Here is a 20,016-nt window from a genome sequence, read left to right as displayed (position 1 = left end):
GACTCCCGCCTGCCTGACGTCAGGCCGTGGTGGCGTGCCAGGCCAGAGGGGCCGAGGCAGCGACCTGGTTGCGATGCAGCGCTGCGAGCACCTGGCAGGACACGCGGGGGTCGACGGCCATGCCGATGTGCGAGGTGCGCACCTCGACGGGGGTGGCCTGCGGATCGATGCAGGCGCGCCAGTCGACGATGCCGTCGCGCTTGGAGTAGATGGCGGTGAAGCCGACGTCGTCGGGCATCGGGAGCCGACTCTCGTCGAAGGACTCCCGGGCGCAGGCACCGGCCACGCAGCCCTCGCTCATCACTCCGGGCACGCCCGCCCTGTTGAGGGCCACGAGCCCGGCCACGCTCAACGTCAGTGAGAGGTGGTGCGCGCCGGGCGCCATCATCGGGCTGCCCATGGTGACGATGCCCGACACGAGGTCGGGACGCCGCACCGCAACGCCGCGGGCGAGCATGCCGCCGAGGCTGTGGCCGACGATCTGGACTCGGCTGCCCCGCCGCTCGGCGATCCGCTCCAGGCGCGATTCCACCAAGGCGGCGGCGTCGAGCGTGCAGCCCACGTTGACGTGGATGCTGGAGCGGTACGTGCGCCAGCCGTGCCGGCGCAGGGTGCGCGCCATCGCGAGCAGCGTGTAGTCGCCGGCGAGGAAGCCCGGCACCAGCAGCACGGGATCGCCCTGTCCCTGACTCTCGTCGGGGGCGTGCCCCAGCTCGCCGAGCCGGCTCACCGCGTACCGAGCGCTCTCGCGGCCCAGGCGTCGCTCCCGCGCGAGCGCGATCACCGGCGGTCGGCGGTAGCCGTCGGCGAGAAGGAAGGAACCCAGCGGGGAATCGCTCACACCCGGCACATTACGACGATGTTTCACACCCCGTGAGGCGAAACACACAATCGAGACCGAACCGCTACGGACATTTCTCGTGAGGTTGACTGTGGTCATGTCTACGACGGCAGACCGCTCATCCCCCGGCGAGTGCGAGGCCTCCGGGCTGCTCCGGGCGCCGGTCGGCAACGACGTCGAGCTGTGCTACCAGACCTTCGGTGACCCCGACGACGAGCCGCTGCTCCTGGTGATGGGCCTCGGCGGCCCGCTCACGTGGTGGCCGGAGAGCCTCTGTCGGCTGCTGGCCTCGATGGGCTTCCACGTGATCCGCTACGACAACCGCGACGCCGGGCGCAGCACCAGGATGCGCGGCCGGGTCGGCCGCGGCTCGGTCGTGCAGGCGTTCCTCGGCCTGCCCGTCAGGACGCCGTACACGCTGGTCGACATGGCGGCCGACGGCTTCGGGCTGCTCGACCACCTCGAGATCGACTCCGCGCACCTGGCCGGCGTCTCGATGGGCGGCATGATCGTGCAGTCGATGGCTCTCGCCGAGCCGACGCGGGTGCGCTCTCTCACCTCGATCTCCTCGACCACCGGGCGCCGCGGTGTCGGCTGGCAGCACCCGTCGCTGCTACCCACGCTGCTCGGTGGGGCCGCACCCGACCGCGAGACCTACGCCGAGCGCAGTGTCGAGACGTGGGGTCGACTGGGATCCCCGGCCTATCCGGCCACCGCCGACGCGCTGCGCGCGCGGGCCCGCGAGACGTGGGACCACGGGCTCGTCAACAGCGGCACGCTGCGTCAGATGCTCGCGATCCTCACCCAGCCCGACCGCACGGTCGGCCTCGGTGGAGTCGAGGTTCCGACGCTCGTCGTGCACGGCCTGGCCGACAAGCTCGTGCACGTCTCGGGCGGACGCGCCACCGCGGCCGCCGTCCCGGACGCCGAACTCGTGCTGCTCCAGGGCATGGGGCACGACCTGCCCGAGCCGCTGCACCCCGTATTCGCCGGCGCGATCCGCCGCGTCGCCGACCGGGCCTGAGAGCCGGGTCGGCGACGCGTCTCGCGAAAGCCGATCAGTCCGAGAGCCGCTCGCCGGTCTCGGTGTCGAAGACGTGCACGTTCGCCGGATCGGTCGTGACGTGCATGACCTCGCCCTTGGCGGGGTGGTGGCGACCGGCCACCCGCACGATGACGTTCGACGGCGCGCCCTCGACGTCACAGGAGCCGTAGACGAACGAGTCGGCGCCGAGCTCCTCGACGACGGTCACCGTGATCGGCAGGCCACCCTCGTCGGACCCCACGAGACGCCAGTTCTCCGGGCGGACGCCGACGGTGATGTTGCCCTCGAGCTTGGCCATCCCCGAGGGGGCGATCGGCACCTCGTAGCCGCCGATCATGGCCTTGCCGCCCTTGCCGACGGCCTCCATCAGGTTCATCTGCGGGGAGCCGATGAAACCGGCGACGAACAGGTTGGCGGGCTTGTCGTAGAGCTTCAAGGGGGTGTCGCACTGCTGGAGCACGCCGAGCTTCATCACGGCCACCCGGTCGCCCATCGTCATGGCCTCGACCTGGTCGTGGGTGACGTAGACCGTGGTGATGCCGAGATCCTGCTGGAGCTTGGCGATGTCGGTGCGGGTCTGAACGCGCATCTTCGCGTCGAGGTTCGACAGCGGCTCGTCCATGCAGAACACCTGGGGCTGCCGCACGATGGCGCGGCCCATCGCCACGCGCTGGCGCTGACCACCCGAGAGCGCCTTCGGCTTACGGCCGAGGAACTCGGTCAGCCCGAGCATCCTGGCCGCCTCCTCGACGCGCTTGGCCCGCTCGTCGGTGGGCACCTTGGCCATCTTGAGGGCGAAGCCCATGTTGTCGGCCACGGTCATGTGCGGGTACAGCGCGTAGTTCTGGAAGACCATCGCGATGTCGCGGTCCTTGGGCGAGGCGTGGGTGATGTCGCGGTCGCCGATCCTGATACTCCCGGAGTTCACCTCCTCCAGACCGGCCAGCATGCGCAAGGTGGTGGACTTGCCGCAGCCCGAGGGGCCGACGAGCACCATGAACTCGCCGTCCTCGATGTGCAGGTCGATGCCGGGCACGGCCGGCTCGTCGGCGCCGGGATACCAGCGCTGGGCTTGCTCGAACGTCACAGATGCCATGAGTTTTCCTTTGCTCCTTCACCGGCAGGTACGTGCCGGACGATCCGTTGTGAAGTGACGCAGGTCACCCTAGCCGCGGCGCCGGTCACGCACCAGGTGCGGCTCCGGCGCGTGCCTCCACGTAGACGCTGGCCCCCAGCTCCACGAACTCTCGCGACTTCTCCGCGAAGGCCGCCCGCACGTCCTGGCTGATCCGCATGGAGCAGAACTTCGGTCCGCACATCGAGCAGAAGTGCGCGGTCTTGGCGGCCTCGGCGGGCAGCGTCTCGTCGTGGTAGGCCTGCGCGAGCGGAGGGTCGAGGGAGAGCGCGAACTGGTCGTGCCAGCGGAACTCGAAGCGGGCCTTCGACAACTCGTCGTCCCAGGCCCGCGCACCGGGGTGGCCCTTGGCGACGTCGGCGGCATGCGCGGCGAGCTTGTAGGTCACGACGCCGGTGCGCACGTCGTCGCGGTCGGGCAGGCCGAGGTGCTCCTTGGGCGTGACGTAGCAGAGCATCGCGGTGCCGTGCTGGGCGATGGTGGCCGCCCCGATCGCGGAGGTGATGTGGTCGTAGCCCGGCGCGATGTCGGTGGCCAGCGGGCCGAGGGTGTAGAACGGCGCGCCGTGGCACCAGTCGTGCGCGAGGCGCACGTTCTCGGGCACCAGGTCGAGCGGCACGTGACCAGGGCCCTCGACCATCACCTGCACGCCGCGCTCGCGCGCCCGCAAGGTGAGCTCCCCCAGCGTGCGCAGCTCGGCCAGCTGAGCATCGTCGTTGGCGTCGGCCAGGCAGCCGGGGCGCAGCCCGTCGCCCAGGCTGAACGAGACGTCGTAGGCAGCGAGGATGTCGCAGAGCTCGTCGAAGTGGGTGTAGAGGAAGTTCTCCTGGTGGTGGGCCAGGCACCAGCCGGCCATGATCGAGCCGCCGCGCGAGACGATGCCGGTGATCCGCTCGACGGTGAGCGGCACGTAGGCCAGCAGCACGCCCGCGTGCACGGTCATGTAGTCGACGCCCTGCTCGCACTGCTCGATGACGGTCTCGCGGTAGATCTCCCAGGTCATCGCGGCGGCGTCGCCCTTGACCTTCTCCAGCGCCTGGTAGATCGGCACGGTGCCGATCGGCACCGGCGAGGCGCGCAGCACGGCCTCGCGGGTCTCGTGGATGCCGGGACCGGTGGAGAGGTCCATCACCGTGTCGGCGCCCCAGCGCACGGCCCAGTCGAGCTTCTCGACCTCGCCGGCGGTGTCGGAGGTGACGGCGCTGGTTCCGATGTTGGCGTTGACCTTCACCAAGAAGGCACGACCGATCACCATCGGCTCCAGCTCTTCGTGGTTCACGTTGGCCGGGATGATCGCCCGGCCCGCGGCCACCTCGCTGCGCACCAGCTCGGCGTCGCAGCCCTCACGCGCGGCCGCGAAGCGCATCTCCTCGGTGACCACCCCGGCGCGGGCCAGCTGGAGCTGGGTGACGGGTCCGCCCCGACGGGCATCGGTCCACGCCCGCCGCGGGGTGGGCAGCCGGTCGTCGGCGTCACGCGCGGGCCCCGTGGTGCAGTAGCGGTCGAAGGTGTCGCCGTTGGTCAGCGCCACCCGGGTCACGGGCACCGCCACGCCGTCGTGGTCGACGAGCTCGCGGGTGTGGAAGGGGTGCAGGGGCTCGATGGTGGTCACAGTTCTCCTCCTGAGGGGTCGGTCGATCGGGTGTGGACGTGCGGGAGCGGGCCGCGGCCGCGGCCCAGGCGCCAGCCGGAGCCGGCGCGCAGTCGGTCGGTGGTGAAGTCGGACGCCGCCCGCGCGGCGTCGGCGACCAGGTCGCCGTGCGCGAGCCGCGCCGCCAGCGCCGCGCTGTGGGTGCAGCCGGTGCCGTGGTCGTGCGTGGTGTCGACGACCGGGTGCTCGAGCGGGACCGGGACGCAGCCGGGCTCGGCCAGCCAGTCGACGCAGGTCGTGCTCGGGCCGGCTCCGTCGGGGCCGCCGGTGAGCACGACGGTGCAGCCGAGCTCGGCCAGCCCGGCGGCCGCGTCGCGGCGGGGCAGATCGCGCCCGAGCAACGTGCGGGCCTCGTCGAGATTGGGGGTGACCACGGTGGCGAGGGGCAGCAGCACCCGGGTGTAGGCGGCGGCGACCCCGGCGTCGCCGAGCACCGCGCCGCTGGTGGCGACCAGCACGGGGTCGACCACCAGCGGGCGCCCGGGCCGGCCGGGCAGCGACTCGGCCACGAGGCGCACCGCCTCCGGCGAGCCGAGCATGCCGGCCTTGACGGCGGCGACCGGCAGGTCGTCGAGCACCGCCGTCACCTGGGCGCGCACCTCGGCCGGCGGCAGCACGTGCACCGAGTGCACGCCTACCGTGCTCTGCGCCGTGACGGCCGTGACCGCGCAGGCGCCGTGCACGCCGAGGGCGGCGAAGGTCGTGAGGTCGGCGGCGACCCCGGCCGCACCGCCGGAGTCGGTGCCGGCCACCGTGAGCGCCACGGGCGGGGTCCGAAACGGGTCCTGGCGCGCGGTCATGCGGCGCTCCTCACCGCGGCGAGCAGCCGCGAGACCTCGCCGGCCGGGTCGGCGCTGCGCATCACGGCGCCCATCACGGCCACGCCGTGGGCGCCCGCGCGGATCGCCGCGGCGGCGTTGTCGCCGTCCACGCCCCCGAGCGCGAAGGTCGGCAGGGGCGCCGCGCTCCAGGCCGACGCCGGCAGCACCGGCAGGTGCCCCGGCTTGCTCGCGCTGGTGGCGAACGGCGAGAGCATCGCCCAGTCCGCACCCGCGTCGGCTGCCTCGCGCAGCGTCTCGACGCCGTGGCACGAGCGGCCCCAGACCGCGTCGCCGCAGGGCTTGGGCTGCTGTTCGGCGAGGTGGATCCCGACCGCGGCGGGGTGCGTGCGCCGGGCCGTCACGACCCGCAGCCCGGGTAGCGCGGCGGCGCCCTCGACGAGGGCCGACCAGGCGCGGAGTTCGAGGTCGAGCTCGCGCACGACCACCGCCTCGAGTCCGGCGTCCACGCATTCGGCGAGGGTGGAGAGCAGGCCCCGCCCCAGCCGTAGCTGGGCTCGGTCGGTGAGCAGCAGTAGCCGCGGCGGGCTCCAGGATGTGCTCATGAGATCCTCCCCTCGGCGGGACTCGAGGCGCGGGCGCCCGCCAGCCGGGGGATCCGGCCGGCGCAGCGAGCCAGTGCCCCGGCCCGCACTCCGAGAGCGAGCGCGTGACCCATCGCCACCGGGTCGGCGGCCCGCGTGACGGCGCTGGCGGCGAGCACCGCGTCGCAGCCGAGCTCGATCGCCAGCGCGGCGTCGCTGGCGGTGCCGATGCCGGCGTCGAGCACGACGGGTACGTCGACGGCCGCCACCACGGACTCGATCGCGAACGGGTTGAGCACCCCCAGCCCCGACCCGATGGGCGAGCCGAGCGGCATCACGGCCGCGCAGCCCACGTCGGCCAGCCGACGCGCCAGCACGGGGTCGTCGGTGCTGTAGGGCAGCACGGTGAAGCCGTCGGCCACCAGCTCGGCCGCAGCATCGAGCAGACCGACGGCGTCGGGCAGCAGGCTGGTCTCGTCGCCGATCACCTCGAGCTTGACCCAGTCGGTGCCGAGCGCCTCGCGGGCGAGCCGGGCGGTGAGCACGGCCTCGCGCGCCGAGGTGCAGCCGGCGGTGTTGGGCAGCACCGGCACCTCGTGGGTGCGCAACACCTCGAGCAGCCCGCCGCGGGCGGTGCCGGAGGCGCGGCGCATCGACACGGTGACCGCGGCCGGCCCGGTGGCGGCGAGCAGGTCGGGCAGCAGCCCGGTGTGCGGCAGTCCGCCGGTGCCGAGCAGCAGCCGCGAGGTCATCGTGCGGCCGGCGAGGCTCCAGGTCATCGGGTCCGGATCAGCCACCTTGCACCGCCGTCACGATCTCGACGCGCTGACCGTCGGCGAGCGTGTGCGTGGCGAGCCGACCGCGGGGCACGACCTCGCCGTCGACCGCGACGGCCACGCCGTCGGCGACGGGCACGAGGTCGCGCAGGGTGGTGCCCGCGGGCACCGATCGGGGCTCCCCGTTGAGGGTCAGGTCGGGCACGGGGCCTCCAGGTGGTCTCGAGGGTCGGTGAGCGGGTGCACGGCGCCGGTCTCGAGGTGGTCGGCCACCAGCCGTGCGGTGAGCGGTGCGAGCAGCACGCCGTGGCGGTGGTGGCCGGCGGCGAGCAGCACGCCGGGGTCGCGGGTGGGGCCGATCAGAGGCAGCCCGTGGGGCGTGCTCGGCCGGTCGCCGACGGCACTCTCGACCAACGCGGCCCGATCGAGCCCGGGCACCAGGGCGACGGCGGCCTCGAGGAGCCGGCGCACACCCCCCGCGGTGACCACGGGCCGGCCGTCGTGCTCCTCGCTGGTGGCGCCGACGACGACTTCGCCGCCCGGCCGTGGCACGAGGTACACCGGTTCGCCGTGCGCCCAGCCACGCACGGTGGCCCGAGGCGGGTCGTCGGTGCGCAGCCGCAGGATCTCGCCGCGCACCGGGCGCACGAGGTGTGCGTACGGCGAGGGCAGCCGCGCCCCCGTGGCGAGCACCGTCACCTCGGCCTCGAAGGGGTCCGACGCCTCAGGGGCCACCGGCAGGCGGGCCAGCAGCGCGGCGAGCACGGCGCGCGGGTCGACGGAGTGGTCGTCGGGTAGGCGGACGCCGCCCACCACGCGGTCCGACAGCGACGGCTCGGCGCTCATCAGGGCCCTCCGGTCGAGGTGCTCGACCCGGGCCCCGGCCGCCTGCGCGAGCTCGGCCTGACGACGCACCGCCTGCAGGTCGCCGGCGTCGCGGCCGACCAGCAGCGTGCCGGTGCGGTGCAGGCGCACGCCGAGGCGTTCGGCGAACGCCGGCCACAGCCTCAGCGACTCCTCGCCGAGGGACCAGATCTCCGGTGAGGTGTGCTGCGCCTCGGCCGCCGGCGCGAGCATGCCGGCGGCGACCCGCGACGCACCCGAGCCGGGCTGTGGGTCGACGACCCGGACCTCGTGGCCGCGACACATGAGCTCCTCGGCGACCGCGAGACCGATGACACCGGCTCCGCGCACGAGCACCCGCATCAGGCGACCGCGTCGAGCAGCTCCCGGGCAGAGGCGAGGGGATCTCGATGTCGCCAGATCGCACCCGCCACGGCCACCCCGTGCGCCCCCGCGGCCCGCGCCTCGGCGGCCCGGCCGCCGTCGAGCCCGCCGATGCCGAGCAGAGGGAGCGCGCCGGTGGCCGCGTGCAGTGCGGCGCAACCGAGGGGGGCGGGCAGACCGGTCTTGGTCGTCGTGGCGAACAGCGGCCCGAAACCCGCGTAGTCGGCCCCGGCCTCCCGGGCCCGGCCCACCGCCGCGGCATCGCGGCAGGTGGCGCCGACGAGCAGGTCCGGGGCGATCCGACGGGCCGCCGCCACCGGTAGGTCGTCGGCGCCCAGGTGCACGCCGTCGGCCCCGGCGGCCAGCGCCACGTCGACCCGGTCGTCGACCACGACCACGCCGCCGGCGGGCCGCACGGCGTCGAGCACGGCGGCCACCAGCGCGAGCGCGGCCGCGTCGGTACCGGTCTTGTCGCGCACCTGGAAGCCCCGCACCCCGGCGGCGACGAGCCCGGGCAGGAGCCGGAGGTCGTCGTCCGGGCCCAGCAGGCAGAACAGTCTGGGCAGGTCGGAGGTGTGCTCGGTGATGTGCTGGGTGGTGTGCTCGGTGCTGCGAAGCGGCATGGCGCTCCCCGCTCCCTTCGCCGGCTTTACCCGGATCAGGTTCGACGGTCGGAGCGGCCCCAGCTCCCTCTCAGCCCGCTGCCGCGAGCTCCCGTGGTGGACGTCGGCCACGCTACTCCCCCGGCCCGGAGACTCAAGTGCCGGCGGCATACTGAGACCTCGTGAGCACTCCTGATCCCTTCGCCGAGCACACCGACCTGCTGCCGAGTCACGGCTCGAACGGCGCCGAGGAGACGCCGTATCGGCTGCTGACGACCGAGGGTGTCAGCACCTTCGAGGTCGGCCACGAGGACGGCACCAGCCAGACGTTCCTCAAGGTCGAGCCCGAGGCGCTGCGCCTGCTCACCGAGACCGCGATGCACGACATCGCCCACTACCTGCGCCCCGGCCACCTGGCGCAGCTGCGCCGCATCATCGACGACCCCGAAGCCTCGGGCAACGACCGGTTCGTGGCACTCGACCTGCTCAAGAACGTCAACATCTCTGCCGGCGGCGTGTTGCCGATGTGCCAGGACACCGGCACCGCGATCGTGATGGGCAAGAAGTCCGAGGGCGTGCTCACCGGCGGCGACGACGCCGCGCCGGTCAGCGCGGGCGTCCGCGACGCCTACACCAAGCTCAACCTGCGCTACTCCCAGATGGCGCCGGTGAGCATGTACGAGGAGAAGAACACCGGCACCAACCTGCCGGCCCAGATCGAGCTCTACACCAAGCCGACGCCCGACTCGGGCCCCGAGTACTCGTTCCTCTTCATGGCCAAGGGCGGTGGGTCGGCGAACAAGTCCTTCCTCTTCCAGGAGACCAAGGCGATCCTCAACCCGAAGCGGATGCTGGGCTTCCTCGACGAGAAGATCCGCTCGCTGGGCACCGCCGCCTGCCCGCCCTACCACCTGGCGATCGTCATCGGCGGCACGAGCGCGGAGTTCGCGCTCAAGACCGCCAAGTACGCCTCGGCGCACTACCTCGACGACCTGCCCACCTCCGGATCGGAGAGCGGGCACGGCTTCCGCGACACCGAGCTGGAGCAGCAGGTCTTCGAGCTCACCCAGTCCTTCGGCATCGGCGCCCAGTTCGGCGGCAAGTACTTCTGCCACGACGTGCGCGTCGTCCGGCTGCCGCGCCACGGCGCCTCGTGCCCCGTGGCGATCGCCGTCTCGTGCTCGGCCGACCGGCAGGCGCTCGGCAAGATCACGAAGGACGGCGTGTTCCTCGAGCAGCTCGAGACCGATCCCGCCCACTACATGCCCGAGGCCGGCATCGCCGACGACATCGCCGGCGGCGAGGTCGTGCAGATCGACCTCAACCGGCCGATGGGCGAGATCCTCGTCGAGCTGCGCCGGCACCCGGTCAAGACGCGGCTCTCGCTGACCGGCCCGCTGGTGGTCGCGCGCGACATCGCACACGCCAAGATCCAGGAGCGCTTGGACGCCGGCGAGGAGATGCCCCAATACCTCAAGGACCACGCCGTCTACTACGCCGGGCCCGCCAAGACGCCCGAAGGCCTGCCGTCCGGCTCGTTCGGCCCGACGACGGCGGGCCGCATGGACTCCTACGTGTCGTCGTTCCAGGCGGCCGGCGGCTCGATGGTCATGCTCGCCAAGGGCAACCGCAGCAAGGTCGTCACCGAGTCGTGCCAGGCCAACGGCGGTTTCTACCTGGGCTCCATCGGCGGCCCGGCCGCTCGACTCGCCCAGGACTGCATCACCTCGGTCGAGGTGCTGGAGTACCCCGAGCTCGGTATGGAGGCGGTGTGGAAGATCGAGGTCGAGGACTTCCCGGCGTTCATCGTCGTCGACGACCAGGGCAACGACTTCTTCACCGACCCCGGCGGCGCGGTCACCGTGCCGCTGTCGGGCGTCCGGGTGCGCTCGGCTCAGTAGCGCAGGAGGACACGCGTCCGCGCGGCAGCGCCGTCAGTTGCGGTTCGAGCCCGCCCGGCTGTTGGGGCCCGTGGGGCCTTCGTCGGTCTTGCCGGACTCGCCGTCGGGCTGACCCGCGACCGACTGGCTGTCGCTGATGGGGGTGTCGGCCTCGTCCGGGTCCAGGGCACCCACCTCGGAGACCTGGCCCTCGGACTGGCCCTGGGACTGGCCCTGGGACTGGCCCTGAGACTGGCGCCTCTGCTGGTCCGTGGCCTGGTCGTCACTCTCGTCCGCGTGTGCACTCATGTCCACGACGGTAGCCAGCCCTCGCCTCGTGCCTTCATCCGCAAGGAGGGCCCTTCGCCGCGCGGCGGGCCCGCGACGTCACTCTCGTCGGGCGCGATCGACCGGCGCATCGGCGGGCACGGGGTCGGGCGGGGCGGGCTCCCCGAGCGCCTCGTGGTCCCGCTTGCGCACCGCGTCGGTGATCTGATCGAGGTTGTTGCGCAGCAGGTCGGCAACCAGCTCGTCCATGCGCGGGTCACTGAGCATGTCGACCACCACCCGCAGCACGGTCTCGGTGACCTCGGAGACGACCGTGTCGTAGCCCGGCACCTTCCTCACCAGTCGAGCGTTGGGGTCGGCGGCGACCTTCTCGGCCACCAGGGCCTTCAGCTCGTCGTGGTTCTCCAGCAGGGCATCGGAGATGTTCTGGGTGTAGCGCCCGGTGCGCATCACCGCGGCCACCTCGTCGAGCACCACGATCGTGAGCGGGCGCTTGACCAGCTCGAGCACCCGATAGGCGAGACGGCTGGCCCTTTGCAGCACCCACGGCCGCTTCATCCCGAGTCGCACCAAGACGGCGCCGAGCAGGGCGGCGAGCACCGAGCCGCCGAGGAGGACCCCGGCCACGAGACCGAGCACCTGGAGGGTACTGAGCTGCTCGAGCCACTGGGACATGGGCGGGAGCCTACGGGTGCGCGAGGATGAAGCGATGAGACCCCTCGAGGCGGATTCCGACGCCCCCGTCGAGATCGCACGCGCCGAGTCCGAACGCGGCGAGCTGGTGCTGCGCCGACGCCGGGACGCCGACGGTCCGGTCGTGCTCGAGCTGCGGGCCAACGGGGTCTTCGTGATGGACACCCGCGAGGTCGGCACCGAGCAGGCACTCGCCACCGAGGCGCTGCGGCTCGTCGCCGCGCCCAGCCGGGTGCTGGTGGCCGGGCTGGGGCTCGGCTTCACGCTGCGCGAGGTGCTGGCCGACGCCCGGGTCGAGGAGGTGGCGGTCGTGGAGGTCGAGCCCGCGCTGGTGGGCTGGATGCGCGACGGCACCGTGCCGCACGGTCCGGTCGCGTTGGCCGACAAACGGGTGCGAGTCATCGAGGCCGACATCGCGGTCGCCCTCGCCGAGGCCGGCGACGCCCGATTCGATCTCGTGCTGCTCGACGTCGACAACGGTCCCGGCCACCTCGTGCACGACGAGAACGCCACCTTGTACCACGAGCCGTTCCTGCACACCGTACGTCGAGTGCTGCGGCCGGGCGGTGCGATCGTCGTGTGGTCCTCCGCCGCCTCTCCCGACCTCCAGGACTCGCTGAGCGGCGTCTTCGGCAACGCATCCGGCGTCCCCCTCGCGGTGCAGCTCCAGGGCCGCGAGGTGACGTACTGGCTCTATGCCGGCTCGCGCTGAGAACTCACCACAGTCGATGGGAACCTCGCGAGGGGTCAGCCGAGACCTTGCGAGCGGTCAGCCTGAGAGGCTCGCGCTAGGTTCGAGGGCGTGAGTGATGCGACCGGCGAACAGGGTGATTTCCGCACCGAGCACGACTCCATGGGCGAGGTGCAGGTTCCGCGTGACGCGCTGTGGCGGGCACAGACCCAGCGCGCAGTCGAGAACTTCCCCATCAGCGGCACGCCCATCGAGCCGGCCCTCATCCACGCCATCGGTCACGTGAAGGCCGCTGCAGCCCGCGCCAACGGCGCGCTCGAGGTGCTGGACGCCGACCGTTCGGCCGCCGTCGAGCAGGCGGCGTCGGCGGTGGCCGAGGGCCAGCACGACGACGCGTTCCCGATCGACGTGTTCCAGACGGGCTCGGGCACGTCGTCGAACATGAACGCCAACGAGGTCATCGCCTCTCTCGCGGCGCGGGCCGGGGTCGAGGTGCACCCGAACGACCACGTCAACGCCAGCCAGTCGAGCAACGACACCTTCCCGACCGCGATCCACGTCGCGGCCACGCTGGCCGTCACGGGCGACCTGATGCCGGCCCTCGACGTGCTGGCCACGTCGCTGGAGTCCAAGGCCGAGGAGTTCGCCGGCCTGGTGAAGTCGGGCCGCACCCACCTCATGGACGCCACCCCGGTGATGCTCGGGCAGGAGTTCTCCGGCTACGCCGCCACCGTGCGCTACGCCGTCGAGCGGTTGACCTCGGCGCTGCCGCGCGTGCGTGAACTGCCGCTGGGCGGCACCGCGGTGGGCACCGGCATCAACACTCCGGCCGGCTTCCCCCAGAAGGTGATCGAGGCGCTCGGCGCGCGCACGGGCGAGCCGTTCACCGAGGCCCGCAACCACTTCGAGGCCCAAGGCACCCGCGACTCCCTCGTCGAGCTCTCCGGCGTGCTCAAGACCATCGCGGTCGGCCTCACCAAGATCTGCAACGACCTGCGCTGGATGTCTTCGGGCCCCACCACGGGTCTGGCCGAGATCCACCTGCCCGACCTCCAGCCCGGCTCGAGCATCATGCCGGGCAAGGTCAACCCGGTGCTGCCCGAGGCCACCCTCATGGTGTGCGCGCAGGTGATCGGCAACGACGCGTGCGTCACCGTGGCCGGGGCCTCGGGGGCCTTCGAGCTCAACGTGGCCATGCCGGTCATCGCCCGCAACGTGCTGGAGTCCGTGCGGCTCCTCGCGGCGTCGACGCGCGTGCTGGCGCAGCGCACCGTCGACGGCATCACCGCCGACGCCGAGCGTATGCGCATCTACGCCGAGTCCTCACCGTCCGTGGTCACCCCGCTGAACAAGCACCTCGGCTACGAGGAGGCCGCACGGGTCGCCAAGGCGGCTCTGAAAGAGGGCCGCACGATCCGCGAGCAGGTCATCGAGATGGGCTACGTGGAGCGCGGCGACCTGACCGAGGAGCAGCTGGACGCCGCCCTCGACGTGGAGTCGATGACCCACCCCTGAGCGGCTACGGCTTCGCCGAGACTCCCCTCTGGGCCGGCGTCTTCATGCTCCTGCGCAACGGGCTGGGCATGGGTCTCTTCGCCTCACCCAATCGCGCCGGGATCATGAACAGCCTCCCCGGTGACCAGCGCGGCGGCAAGTACGTGCACCGCGACGACTGCGAGGGCCCGGCGTCCCTAGACGGCGTTGCGGCGCCAGGTGGCCTTCCGGCCGGAGTACCCGCCGCCCGACGCTGAAGGCCCCGGGGGCTCGGAATGCGAGAGGCCCCGGCCACCCGCGAGGGGGCCGGGGCCTGCTGTCTGGTCTGCGCGGAGACTCAGTACCAGTTGTAGGACTGCGAGTGCGACCACGCACCACAGGGGCTGCCGTAGCGGTCGGCGATGTAGCCGAGGCCCCAGCGGATCTGGGTCGCGGGGTTGGTGGCCCAGTCGCTGCCGGCCGAGGACATCTTCGAGCCGGGCAGGGCCTGCGGGATGCCGTACGCGCTGGAAGACGGGTTGTCGGCGTCGACCCGCCAGCCGGACTCCTTGTTCCACAGCAGATCCAGGCAGCCGAACTGGTCGGAGGAGAAGCCGAACTCGCCGAGCAGCGAACGGGCGATCGAGCGGGGGTCCATCTGGGAGACGTCCTCGCTGCGGGTGATCGCCGGCCCCTCCTGCTGGGAGAGCGCGGCCGCCTTGGCGGGGTCGGTGTCGGCGCGCCGGTCGGCACTGCGCGAGACGACCTCCCCGCGGTTGGCCCGAAGCGCACGCACCTGCGCCGAGTCGACCTTCGGGGTGCCGTTGTCGCTGACCTGGGCCGCCAGCGGCGTGATGGACGGCGCACTGGACACCAGGTCTGCGCCCGCCGAGGCCGAGGAACCCGCGAGTCCACCCGAGACCGCGACGCCGGTGGCGCCGACGGCGAACGCCGAGACCACCACGCCCGTGCGAGCGGCGGTGCGCGACGCCTCGGGCACGAGCGGACGCTTGGCGCCCGCGTGCTTGGGGACGTACTTCTTGTGCTTGGACACAGAGATAACCAGAGGGGTCGGGGTCAGTTTTCGGCCGCGACCCGGCCAGGGTTCCCCCCGAAGGTCACGAAATGATCTCGAGCCACCCTGCCCGACCGATCTGCTCGGCGCAAACTCGTGGCAAGCGTTTCTCGTCAAATCTGTGGACAACTCAGAAACATTCGTCACACCGGACCCACGCGTCACGTCCGGCACCGGGAGACCGCGGTGCCGGACGTCACGGGAGCTCGCGCCCGGAACCCGGGATCACTCAGCCACTGACGCTCTCCAGCATCTCCGTGACCAGCGCTGCGATCGGCGAGCGCTCGGAGCGGGTGAGGGTCACGTGAGCGAACAACGGGTGCCCCTTGAGCTTCTCGATGACCGCCACCACGCCGTCGTGGCGACCCACCCGCAGGTTGTCGCGCTGGGCGACGTCGTGGGTGAGCACCACCTTGGAGTTCGCCCCGATGCGCGAGAGCACGGTGAGCAGCACGTTGCGCTCGAGGCTCTGCGCCTCGTCGACGATGACGAACGCGTCGTGCAGCGAACGGCCCCGGATGTGAGTCAGGGGCAGCACCTCGAGCATGCCGCGGTCGAGCACCTCGTCGATGACGTCTTGGCTGGTCATCGCGCCGAGCGTGTCGAAGACGGCCTGCGCCCAGGGCGACATCTTCTCCGACTCCGAGCCGGGCAGGTAGCCGAGCTCCTGACCGCCGACCGCGAAGAGCGGGCGGAAGACGACCACCCTCTTGTGCTGACGGCGCTCCATGACCGCCTCGAGACCGGCGCACAGCGCGAGCGCCGACTTGCCCGTGCCGGCCCGTCCGCCCAGCGACACGATGCCGATCTCGGGGTCGAGCAGGTGCTCGAGCGCGATGCGCTGCTCGGCGGAGCGCCCGTGCAGGCCGAACGCCTCCTTGTCACCGCGCACCAGGTGCACCCGCTTGTCGGCGCCGACCCGGCCCAGCGCCGTCCCGCGCTCGGAGAGCAGCACCAGGCCCTGGTGGCAGGGCAGCTCGCGCCCCTCGTCGAGGTCGATCACCCCGTCGTCGTACAGCGCATCGAGGTTCTCGCCCGTGACGTCGAGCTCGGCCATCCCCGAGTAGCCGGGGTCGGAGTCGGAGATCCGCTCGCCGCGGTACTCCTGGGCGTCGAGGCCCACCGCACTGGCCTTGATCCGCAGCGGCAGGTCTTTGGAGACCAGACAGACGTCGGAGCCCTCGTCGGCGAGGTTCTTGGCGACCGCGAGGATGCGCGTGTCGTTGTCGCCGAGACGGAAGCCGGACGGGAGCGACGTGGCGTCGGTGTGGTTCAGCTCGACGCGCAGGCTGCCGCCGCTCTCCCCCACCGGGACCGGGTCGTCGAGGCGACCGTGGAGCACGCGCAGCTCATCGAGCCTGCGCAGCGCGCTGCGCGCGAAGTAGCCGAGCTCCGGGTGGTGGCGCTTGCCCTCCAACTCGGTGATCACCACGACGGGGATCACCACCTCGTGCTCGGCGAAGCGCCCGAGGGCGGCGGGGTCGGCGAGCAGCACGCTGGTGTCGAGCACGTAGGTCCGCACTGGTGTTCCCTTCACCGGACCACGACGCAGCACCCCGCGCCCGGTCCCTACCTCAGCTGGTCGGACCGGGAGCCCCGACGACGGGAGTGCCCGCCTCCGAGCGCACGACCGGCCGGGACCGGTGGTGCGGTGCAGTCGTGAACGTCCACGAACGGGCCTCCAGGTACGGCAGGCTTCCCCACCCGCCGATGTGCGTGAACCTAACCCCGTGGCCCAGCCCCCCACGACCGCCACGCCGCACCGGCTGCGTGAACATCACATTGCGCGCGGGCGGCGGTGGCGCCGCGACCGGCGCCGGCTCTCAGGCGCCGTAGCGACGCTCGCGCAGGGCGTAGGCGCGGATCGCGCGCAGGAAGTCGACGCGCCGGAAATCGGGCCAGTACGCCTCGCAGAAGTAGTACTCCGACCGTGCACTCTGCCAGAGCAGGAAGCCGCCGAGACGCTGCTCTCCGGAGGTACGGATCACCAGGTCGGGATCGGGCTGACCCTTGGTGTAGAGGTGGTCGCCGATCATGTCGACGTCGATCTGCGCGGCGAGATCCTCCAGCGAGGTGCCCCGCTCGGCGTGTTCGAGCAGCAGCGAGCGCACCGCGTCGGCGATCTCGCGTCGTCCGCCGTAGGGCACCGCGACGTTGACCAGCATGCCGTCGACGTCGCGGGTGGCCTCCTCGGCCGCCTTGAGCCGCTCGGCCGTGGCCGCGGGCAGCAGGTCGAGCGCTCCGACGGGGTGGAGCCGCCAACGACGCTGGTCGGCGAGGGAGTCGACGGCGTCGGCGATGATCTCCAGCAGCGGCTCGAGCTCGCGCGCCGGCCGGTTCAGGTTGTCGGTGGAGAGCAGCCACAGCGTGACCACCTCGATGCCGATCTCGTCGCACCAGCCCAGCAGCGGCTCGATGTTCGCCGCCCCGGCGCGGTGCCCGTGCGCGGTGTCGCGGCCGACCGCCTTGGCCCACCGGCGGTTGCCGTCGAGCATGACGCCGACGTGCTGGGGCAGGTTCTCGGGCAGCCGGCGCACCAGGCGCGCCTCGTAGGCCGGGTAGAGCACCCGGCGCAGGCCCCGCTTCCAGTCAGCCACCCGACCAGAGTAGTGGTGTGCGAGCTCACGCGCCGGAAGCGATGACGATCACGTGAAGGATCGTCCGGTCCTCAGCCGCTACCAAGGTCCGGCCGGTACGGTCGCGTCATGAACAGCCAGATCCCGCAGGCCGTCCGGGCCGGTGTCGAGGGCATCGCCGACCAGCTCGAGGAGCTGGCCGAGGAGATCAAGCCACGGTTGCGCGGCTGGCTGCACCTCGGGTCGGCGCCACTCACGCTCGCCGCCGGCATCGTGCTGATCGTGCTCTCGCCGAACGCCGCGACCCGCACCGCCTCGGCGCTCTTCACCGGCAGCGCGCTGCTGCTGTTCACCGTCTCGGCGATCTACCACACCGGCAGCTGGTCGCCACGCACGTGGAGCGTGCTGCGGCGCTTCGACCACTCCAACATCTTCGTGCTCATCGCCGGCAGCTACACGCCCTTCGCCGTGATCCTGCTCGACGGCGCCGCACGGACCCTGCTGCTCTCGGTCGTCTGGACCGGCGCGGCGCTCGGCGTGCTGTTCCGCATCTTCTGGACCGACGCGCCCCGATGGCTCTACACGCCCATCTACATCGCGCTGGGCTGGGCCGCCGTGTTCTTCATCCCCGACCTCTTCGAGGGGGCGATCTCGCTCGGCACCGGCATCGGCATCGCCGTGTTCGTGCTCATCGTGACCGGCGGCGCGCTCTACACCTTCGGTGGCGTGGTCTACGGACTCAAGCGCCCCAACCCGGCACCGCGCTGGTTCGGCTTCCACGAGGTGTTCCACAGCTTCACCGTGCTCGCCTTCGTCTCCCACTACGTCGGGGTCTCCCTGGCGACCTACTCCCTGCGCTGATCCGGAGGCCGGGGTACGACGGCGGCCACCACCCGCTCGAGCACCTGGTACAGCAGCGTGAGTGCGGCCACCGCGACGGTCACGTGCAGCAGCAGGGCCAGGCCCACCGACAGCACCACGCCCGCGGAGTAGAAGCGCCCCCACAGCACCGAGAGCAGCACCGGGACGACGACCGCACCCGCCGCTCCCCAGGCCAGTTCGACCGGCCAGGAGCCCTCGGGGATCCACCACACCCCGGGCGCCCACCAGGCGTCGACGTCGAGCAGATCCCACGTGGCGCACCAGCCGAGCACGACGATCGACCCGAGCGTGGCGGCCGGCACCACCTGGTACCAGCGGCGCCACCGTCCGGGCACGTCACCCCACGTCATGGTCGCCAGCGTCACGGCGCTCCACACGAGCCAGCGCCGGATCAGCGGCACCCCGGAGGTCGCCATCGCGTCGCGGAACACGCGGTCGGCCTGCACGCGGTCGACCACGTGCCCCTCGACCGACACGTAGGTCGGATCGTCGGGCGGGCCCACCAGTCCGTCGTGCAGCAGCGCTGCGGGGAGGTGGCGACCCACCCGCGGCACCAGCCACGCGAACACGCTCGGCACGCTGGTCAGGTCGGTCCGGAACGTGGGGAGGTCGCGGGGCACGAGCAGATCCCCCAGCTCGCCGTCGACGTACCCGATGCGACGCAGCAACGCGAAGGAGTCGGCGTCCTGCGCCGCGGCCGGACGCTGGAGACCGATGACGGCCGGCGCACCGTGGTCGGGCGGGACGTCGTCGCTGCCGCCGTCGAAGAAGGTCATGCGCACGCTGGGCCCGTGGTGCCGCGCACCACGAGTCGGGTCGGTACCTCCACGTGCTCCACGAGGCCGACCTCGCCGTCGTCGGGATCGAGTCTTTGGAGCAGGTGACGAGCCGCCGCGCGCCCCTGCTGCTCGACCGGCTGCTCGACCGTGGTCAGGTCGAAGAAGCCGGCCATGTCGTGCCCGTCGACGCCGATGACCGACATCTCGCGCGGGACGTCGACACCCGCCTCGAGGCACGACCGCAGCACGCCGTAGGCCATCTCGTCGCTGGCGCAGAACACGGCGGTCGGGCGTTCGCGCAGCTGGAGCAGGCGCCGACCGGCCTCGCGGCCACCGTCGAGAGTGAAGCCGCCGTCGAACTCCAGCGATTCCTCCGGATCGACGCCGGCGGCGCGCAGCGACTCCCGGTAGCCGTGCAGCCGGTCGCGCGGCGTGGCGAGGTCGAGCCCGTCGTCGGAGAGCTGGCCGACGTAGGCGATGCGCCGGTGTCCCAAGGCCACGAGGTGCTCGACGGCCACGCGCGCGACGTTCTCGTCGTCGATGCGCACGCTGGGCCACTCGTCGACGCGCGCGCCGAGGGTCACGGCGGGCACATCGTGCCGACCCAGCCACAGCACCTCCTCGGGGGTGGGCGTGAACCCCACCACCATCACCGCGTCGGCGCGCTTGGTGAGCAGCTGCGTGAGCAGCACGCGGCGCCGCGCCTCGGCATCGCCGCCGATGTTGTAGAGGAGCACGTCGTAACCGCGCTCGCGCAGCAGGCTCTCGGCCCCGTGCACGACGGTCGAGAAGTACCAGCGGGTCACCCACAACACCACGATCGCGATGGTGCGGGTGCGGCCTCCGCTGGCCAGTCCCACGGCGTGCGGCGACGGCGTGTAGCCGAGCCGCACCGCGGCGTCGAGCACCCGCTCCCGGGTGTCCGGCGAGACCCGGGGCAGACCCCGCAGCGCGCGCGACACGGTGGCGGTCGACACCCCGGTCTCGCGCGCGAGGTCGTGGATGCTCGTCATGCCACCCGCCCCACGGCTCGCGCGGG

At 72.2% G+C, this 20,016-nt stretch carries 22 protein-coding genes and 1 riboswitch; of the genes, 6 read left to right on the top strand and 16 right to left on the bottom strand.

Annotation, left to right across the window (positions count from 1 at the left end):
* Positions 1 to 19 precede the first annotated feature (19 nt).
* Positions 20 to 841 carry an esterase/lipase family protein gene (locus ISG29_RS21115; protein WP_194504852.1) on the bottom strand — a complete coding sequence of 274 codons (822 nt, stop codon included), beginning with the start codon at positions 839 to 841 and terminating at the stop codon, positions 20 to 22.
* Between the two features lie 97 nt (positions 842 to 938).
* Between ISG29_RS21115 and ISG29_RS18055 the strand changes: the two genes are divergently transcribed.
* Complete coding sequence (locus tag ISG29_RS18055; RefSeq protein ID WP_194504851.1) at positions 939 to 1,865, top strand: alpha/beta fold hydrolase; 927 nt, start codon at positions 939 to 941, stop codon at positions 1,863 to 1,865.
* A gap of 34 nt (positions 1,866 to 1,899) precedes the next feature.
* Here the strand turns inward: ISG29_RS18055 and ISG29_RS18050 are convergent, their stop codons facing one another.
* The 8 genes from ISG29_RS18050 to ISG29_RS18015 form a co-directional block, all read right to left on the bottom strand.
* Complete coding sequence (locus ISG29_RS18050) at positions 1,900 to 2,982, bottom strand: ABC transporter ATP-binding protein (RefSeq protein ID WP_194504850.1); 1,083 nt, start codon at positions 2,980 to 2,982, stop codon at positions 1,900 to 1,902.
* A gap of 85 nt (positions 2,983 to 3,067) precedes the next feature.
* Positions 3,068 to 4,633: a phosphomethylpyrimidine synthase ThiC gene (gene thiC, locus ISG29_RS18045; protein ID WP_328829747.1), complete on the bottom strand. Its 1,566-nt coding sequence runs from the start codon at positions 4,631 to 4,633 to the stop codon at positions 3,068 to 3,070.
* Positions 4,630 to 5,472 carry a bifunctional hydroxymethylpyrimidine kinase/phosphomethylpyrimidine kinase gene (thiD, locus tag ISG29_RS18040; protein ID WP_194504849.1) on the bottom strand — a complete coding sequence of 281 codons (843 nt, stop codon included), beginning with the start codon at positions 5,470 to 5,472 and terminating at the stop codon, positions 4,630 to 4,632. Before thiD ends, thiC begins: the two co-directional genes overlap by 4 nt.
* Positions 5,469 to 6,056, bottom strand: coding sequence for a thiamine phosphate synthase (locus ISG29_RS18035; protein WP_194504848.1), 588 nt, complete (start codon positions 6,054 to 6,056; stop codon positions 5,469 to 5,471). Before ISG29_RS18035 ends, thiD begins: the two co-directional genes overlap by 4 nt.
* The gene (locus ISG29_RS18030; RefSeq protein ID WP_194504910.1) at positions 6,053 to 6,814 is read right to left on the bottom strand and encodes a thiazole synthase; all 762 of its coding nucleotides are present in this window, start codon (positions 6,812 to 6,814) and stop codon (positions 6,053 to 6,055) included. Before ISG29_RS18030 ends, ISG29_RS18035 begins: the two co-directional genes overlap by 4 nt.
* A 10-nt stretch (positions 6,815 to 6,824) precedes the next feature.
* Positions 6,825 to 7,016: a sulfur carrier protein ThiS gene (gene thiS / locus ISG29_RS18025; protein ID WP_194504847.1), complete on the bottom strand. Its 192-nt coding sequence runs from the start codon at positions 7,014 to 7,016 to the stop codon at positions 6,825 to 6,827.
* A complete protein-coding gene (gene thiO / locus ISG29_RS18020) occupies positions 7,004 to 8,011 on the bottom strand; it encodes a glycine oxidase ThiO (protein WP_194504846.1) in 1,008 nt (335 codons plus the stop codon). The genes thiS and thiO overlap by 13 nt, the downstream gene beginning before the upstream one ends.
* 5 nt (positions 8,012 to 8,016) lie before the next feature.
* Positions 8,017 to 8,661 carry a thiamine phosphate synthase gene (locus ISG29_RS18015; protein ID WP_194504845.1) on the bottom strand — a complete coding sequence of 215 codons (645 nt, stop codon included), beginning with the start codon at positions 8,659 to 8,661 and terminating at the stop codon, positions 8,017 to 8,019.
* A riboswitch (TPP riboswitch) is annotated at positions 8,657 to 8,766 on the bottom strand. Its footprint overlaps the gene before it by 5 nt.
* 56 nt (positions 8,767 to 8,822) lie before the next feature.
* Here ISG29_RS18015 and ISG29_RS18010 point away from each other — a divergent pair.
* Entirely contained in the window at positions 8,823 to 10,541 is a 1,719-nt protein-coding gene (locus ISG29_RS18010; protein WP_328829740.1) for a fumarate hydratase, read from the top strand.
* Positions 10,542 to 10,574: 33 nt separating this feature from the next.
* Here ISG29_RS18010 and ISG29_RS18005 read toward each other — a convergent pair whose 3' ends face one another.
* Together ISG29_RS18005 and ISG29_RS18000 are read right to left on the bottom strand one after the other, a co-directional pair.
* On the bottom strand, positions 10,575 to 10,829 hold the full coding sequence (locus ISG29_RS18005; protein ID WP_194504844.1) for a hypothetical protein: 255 nt from the start codon (positions 10,827 to 10,829) through the stop codon (positions 10,575 to 10,577).
* Between the two features lie 78 nt (positions 10,830 to 10,907).
* Entirely contained in the window at positions 10,908 to 11,483 is a 576-nt protein-coding gene (locus tag ISG29_RS18000; RefSeq protein ID WP_194504843.1) for a hypothetical protein, read from the bottom strand.
* Between the two features lie 34 nt (positions 11,484 to 11,517).
* On the opposite strand from ISG29_RS18000, the gene ISG29_RS17995 reads away from it, so the two are divergent.
* From ISG29_RS17995 to ISG29_RS17985, 3 genes are all read left to right on the top strand, one after another.
* Positions 11,518 to 12,213: a spermine/spermidine synthase domain-containing protein gene (locus ISG29_RS17995; RefSeq protein ID WP_194504842.1), complete on the top strand. Its 696-nt coding sequence runs from the start codon at positions 11,518 to 11,520 to the stop codon at positions 12,211 to 12,213.
* A gap of 141 nt (positions 12,214 to 12,354) precedes the next feature.
* Positions 12,355 to 13,707 carry a class II fumarate hydratase gene (locus ISG29_RS17990; protein WP_207793327.1) on the top strand — a complete coding sequence of 451 codons (1,353 nt, stop codon included), beginning with the start codon at positions 12,355 to 12,357 and terminating at the stop codon, positions 13,705 to 13,707.
* Positions 13,708 to 13,751: 44 nt separating this feature from the next.
* Entirely contained in the window at positions 13,752 to 13,943 is a 192-nt protein-coding gene (locus ISG29_RS17985; RefSeq protein ID WP_194504923.1) for a hypothetical protein, read from the top strand.
* 80 nt (positions 13,944 to 14,023) lie between these two features.
* Here the strand turns inward: ISG29_RS17985 and ISG29_RS17980 are convergent, their stop codons facing one another.
* The 3 genes from ISG29_RS17980 to ISG29_RS17970 all read right to left on the bottom strand — a co-directional run bounded on the left by ISG29_RS17980 (position 14,024) and on the right by ISG29_RS17970 (position 17,337).
* Positions 14,024 to 14,719 carry an aggregation-promoting factor C-terminal-like domain-containing protein gene (locus ISG29_RS17980; RefSeq protein ID WP_194504840.1) on the bottom strand — a complete coding sequence of 232 codons (696 nt, stop codon included), beginning with the start codon at positions 14,717 to 14,719 and terminating at the stop codon, positions 14,024 to 14,026.
* Positions 14,720 to 14,969: 250 nt separating this feature from the next.
* Positions 14,970 to 16,262, bottom strand: a complete 1,293-nt coding sequence (locus tag ISG29_RS17975; protein ID WP_328829734.1) for a PhoH family protein — start codon at positions 16,260 to 16,262, stop codon at positions 14,970 to 14,972.
* Between the two features lie 301 nt (positions 16,263 to 16,563).
* Positions 16,564 to 17,337, bottom strand: a complete 774-nt coding sequence (locus tag ISG29_RS17970) for an isoprenyl transferase (protein ID WP_194504839.1) — start codon at positions 17,335 to 17,337, stop codon at positions 16,564 to 16,566.
* A gap of 108 nt (positions 17,338 to 17,445) precedes the next feature.
* Between ISG29_RS17970 and trhA the strand changes: the two genes are divergently transcribed.
* Positions 17,446 to 18,177, top strand: coding sequence for a PAQR family membrane homeostasis protein TrhA (gene trhA, locus ISG29_RS17965; protein WP_194504838.1), 732 nt, complete (start codon positions 17,446 to 17,448; stop codon positions 18,175 to 18,177).
* Here trhA and ISG29_RS17960 read toward each other — a convergent pair.
* Complete coding sequence (locus tag ISG29_RS17960) at positions 18,162 to 18,974, bottom strand: DUF1353 domain-containing protein (RefSeq protein WP_194504837.1); 813 nt, start codon at positions 18,972 to 18,974, stop codon at positions 18,162 to 18,164. The genes trhA and ISG29_RS17960 overlap by 16 nt on opposite strands.
* Positions 18,971 to 19,990, bottom strand: coding sequence for a LacI family DNA-binding transcriptional regulator (locus ISG29_RS17955; RefSeq protein WP_194504836.1), 1,020 nt, complete (start codon positions 19,988 to 19,990; stop codon positions 18,971 to 18,973). Before ISG29_RS17955 ends, ISG29_RS17960 begins: the two co-directional genes overlap by 4 nt.
* Between the last annotated feature and the right edge of the window lie 26 nt (positions 19,991 to 20,016).

It is taken from the genome of Nocardioides acrostichi (assembly GCF_015319165.1).
GTDB lineage: Bacteria > Actinomycetota > Actinomycetes > Propionibacteriales > Nocardioidaceae > Nocardioides > Nocardioides acrostichi.
This window is presented reverse-complemented; position numbering and strand designations above follow the sequence as displayed.

Excerpts from the sequence above, each read along its gene's own strand:
- ISG29_RS18005 (WP_194504844.1), bottom strand. The coding sequence starts at position 10,829 with ATGAGTGCACACGCGGACGAGAGTGACGACCAGGCCACGGACCAGCAG.
- ISG29_RS18050 (WP_194504850.1), bottom strand. The coding sequence starts at position 2,982 with ATGGCATCTGTGACGTTCGAGCAAGCCCAGCGCTGGTATCCCGGCGCC.
- trhA (WP_194504838.1), top strand. The coding sequence starts at position 17,446 with ATGAACAGCCAGATCCCGCAGGCCGTCCGGGCCGGTGTCGAGGGCATC.
- ISG29_RS18055 (WP_194504851.1), top strand. The coding sequence starts at position 939 with ATGTCTACGACGGCAGACCGCTCATCCCCCGGCGAGTGCGAGGCCTCC.
- ISG29_RS18035 (WP_194504848.1), bottom strand. The coding sequence starts at position 6,056 with ATGAGCACATCCTGGAGCCCGCCGCGGCTACTGCTGCTCACCGACCGA.
- ISG29_RS17990 (WP_207793327.1), top strand. The coding sequence starts at position 12,355 with ATGGGCGAGGTGCAGGTTCCGCGTGACGCGCTGTGGCGGGCACAGACC.
- ISG29_RS18030 (WP_194504910.1), bottom strand. The coding sequence starts at position 6,814 with ATGACCTGGAGCCTCGCCGGCCGCACGATGACCTCGCGGCTGCTGCTC.
- ISG29_RS18015 (WP_194504845.1), bottom strand. The coding sequence starts at position 8,661 with ATGCCGCTTCGCAGCACCGAGCACACCACCCAGCACATCACCGAGCAC.
- ISG29_RS17955 (WP_194504836.1), bottom strand. The coding sequence starts at position 19,990 with ATGACGAGCATCCACGACCTCGCGCGCGAGACCGGGGTGTCGACCGCC.
- ISG29_RS17960 (WP_194504837.1), bottom strand. The coding sequence starts at position 18,974 with ATGACCTTCTTCGACGGCGGCAGCGACGACGTCCCGCCCGACCACGGT.
- thiD (WP_194504849.1), bottom strand. The coding sequence starts at position 5,472 with ATGACCGCGCGCCAGGACCCGTTTCGGACCCCGCCCGTGGCGCTCACG.
- ISG29_RS17995 (WP_194504842.1), top strand. The coding sequence starts at position 11,518 with ATGAGACCCCTCGAGGCGGATTCCGACGCCCCCGTCGAGATCGCACGC.
- ISG29_RS18000 (WP_194504843.1), bottom strand. The coding sequence starts at position 11,483 with ATGTCCCAGTGGCTCGAGCAGCTCAGTACCCTCCAGGTGCTCGGTCTC.
- ISG29_RS17985 (WP_194504923.1), top strand. The coding sequence starts at position 13,752 with ATGCTCCTGCGCAACGGGCTGGGCATGGGTCTCTTCGCCTCACCCAAT.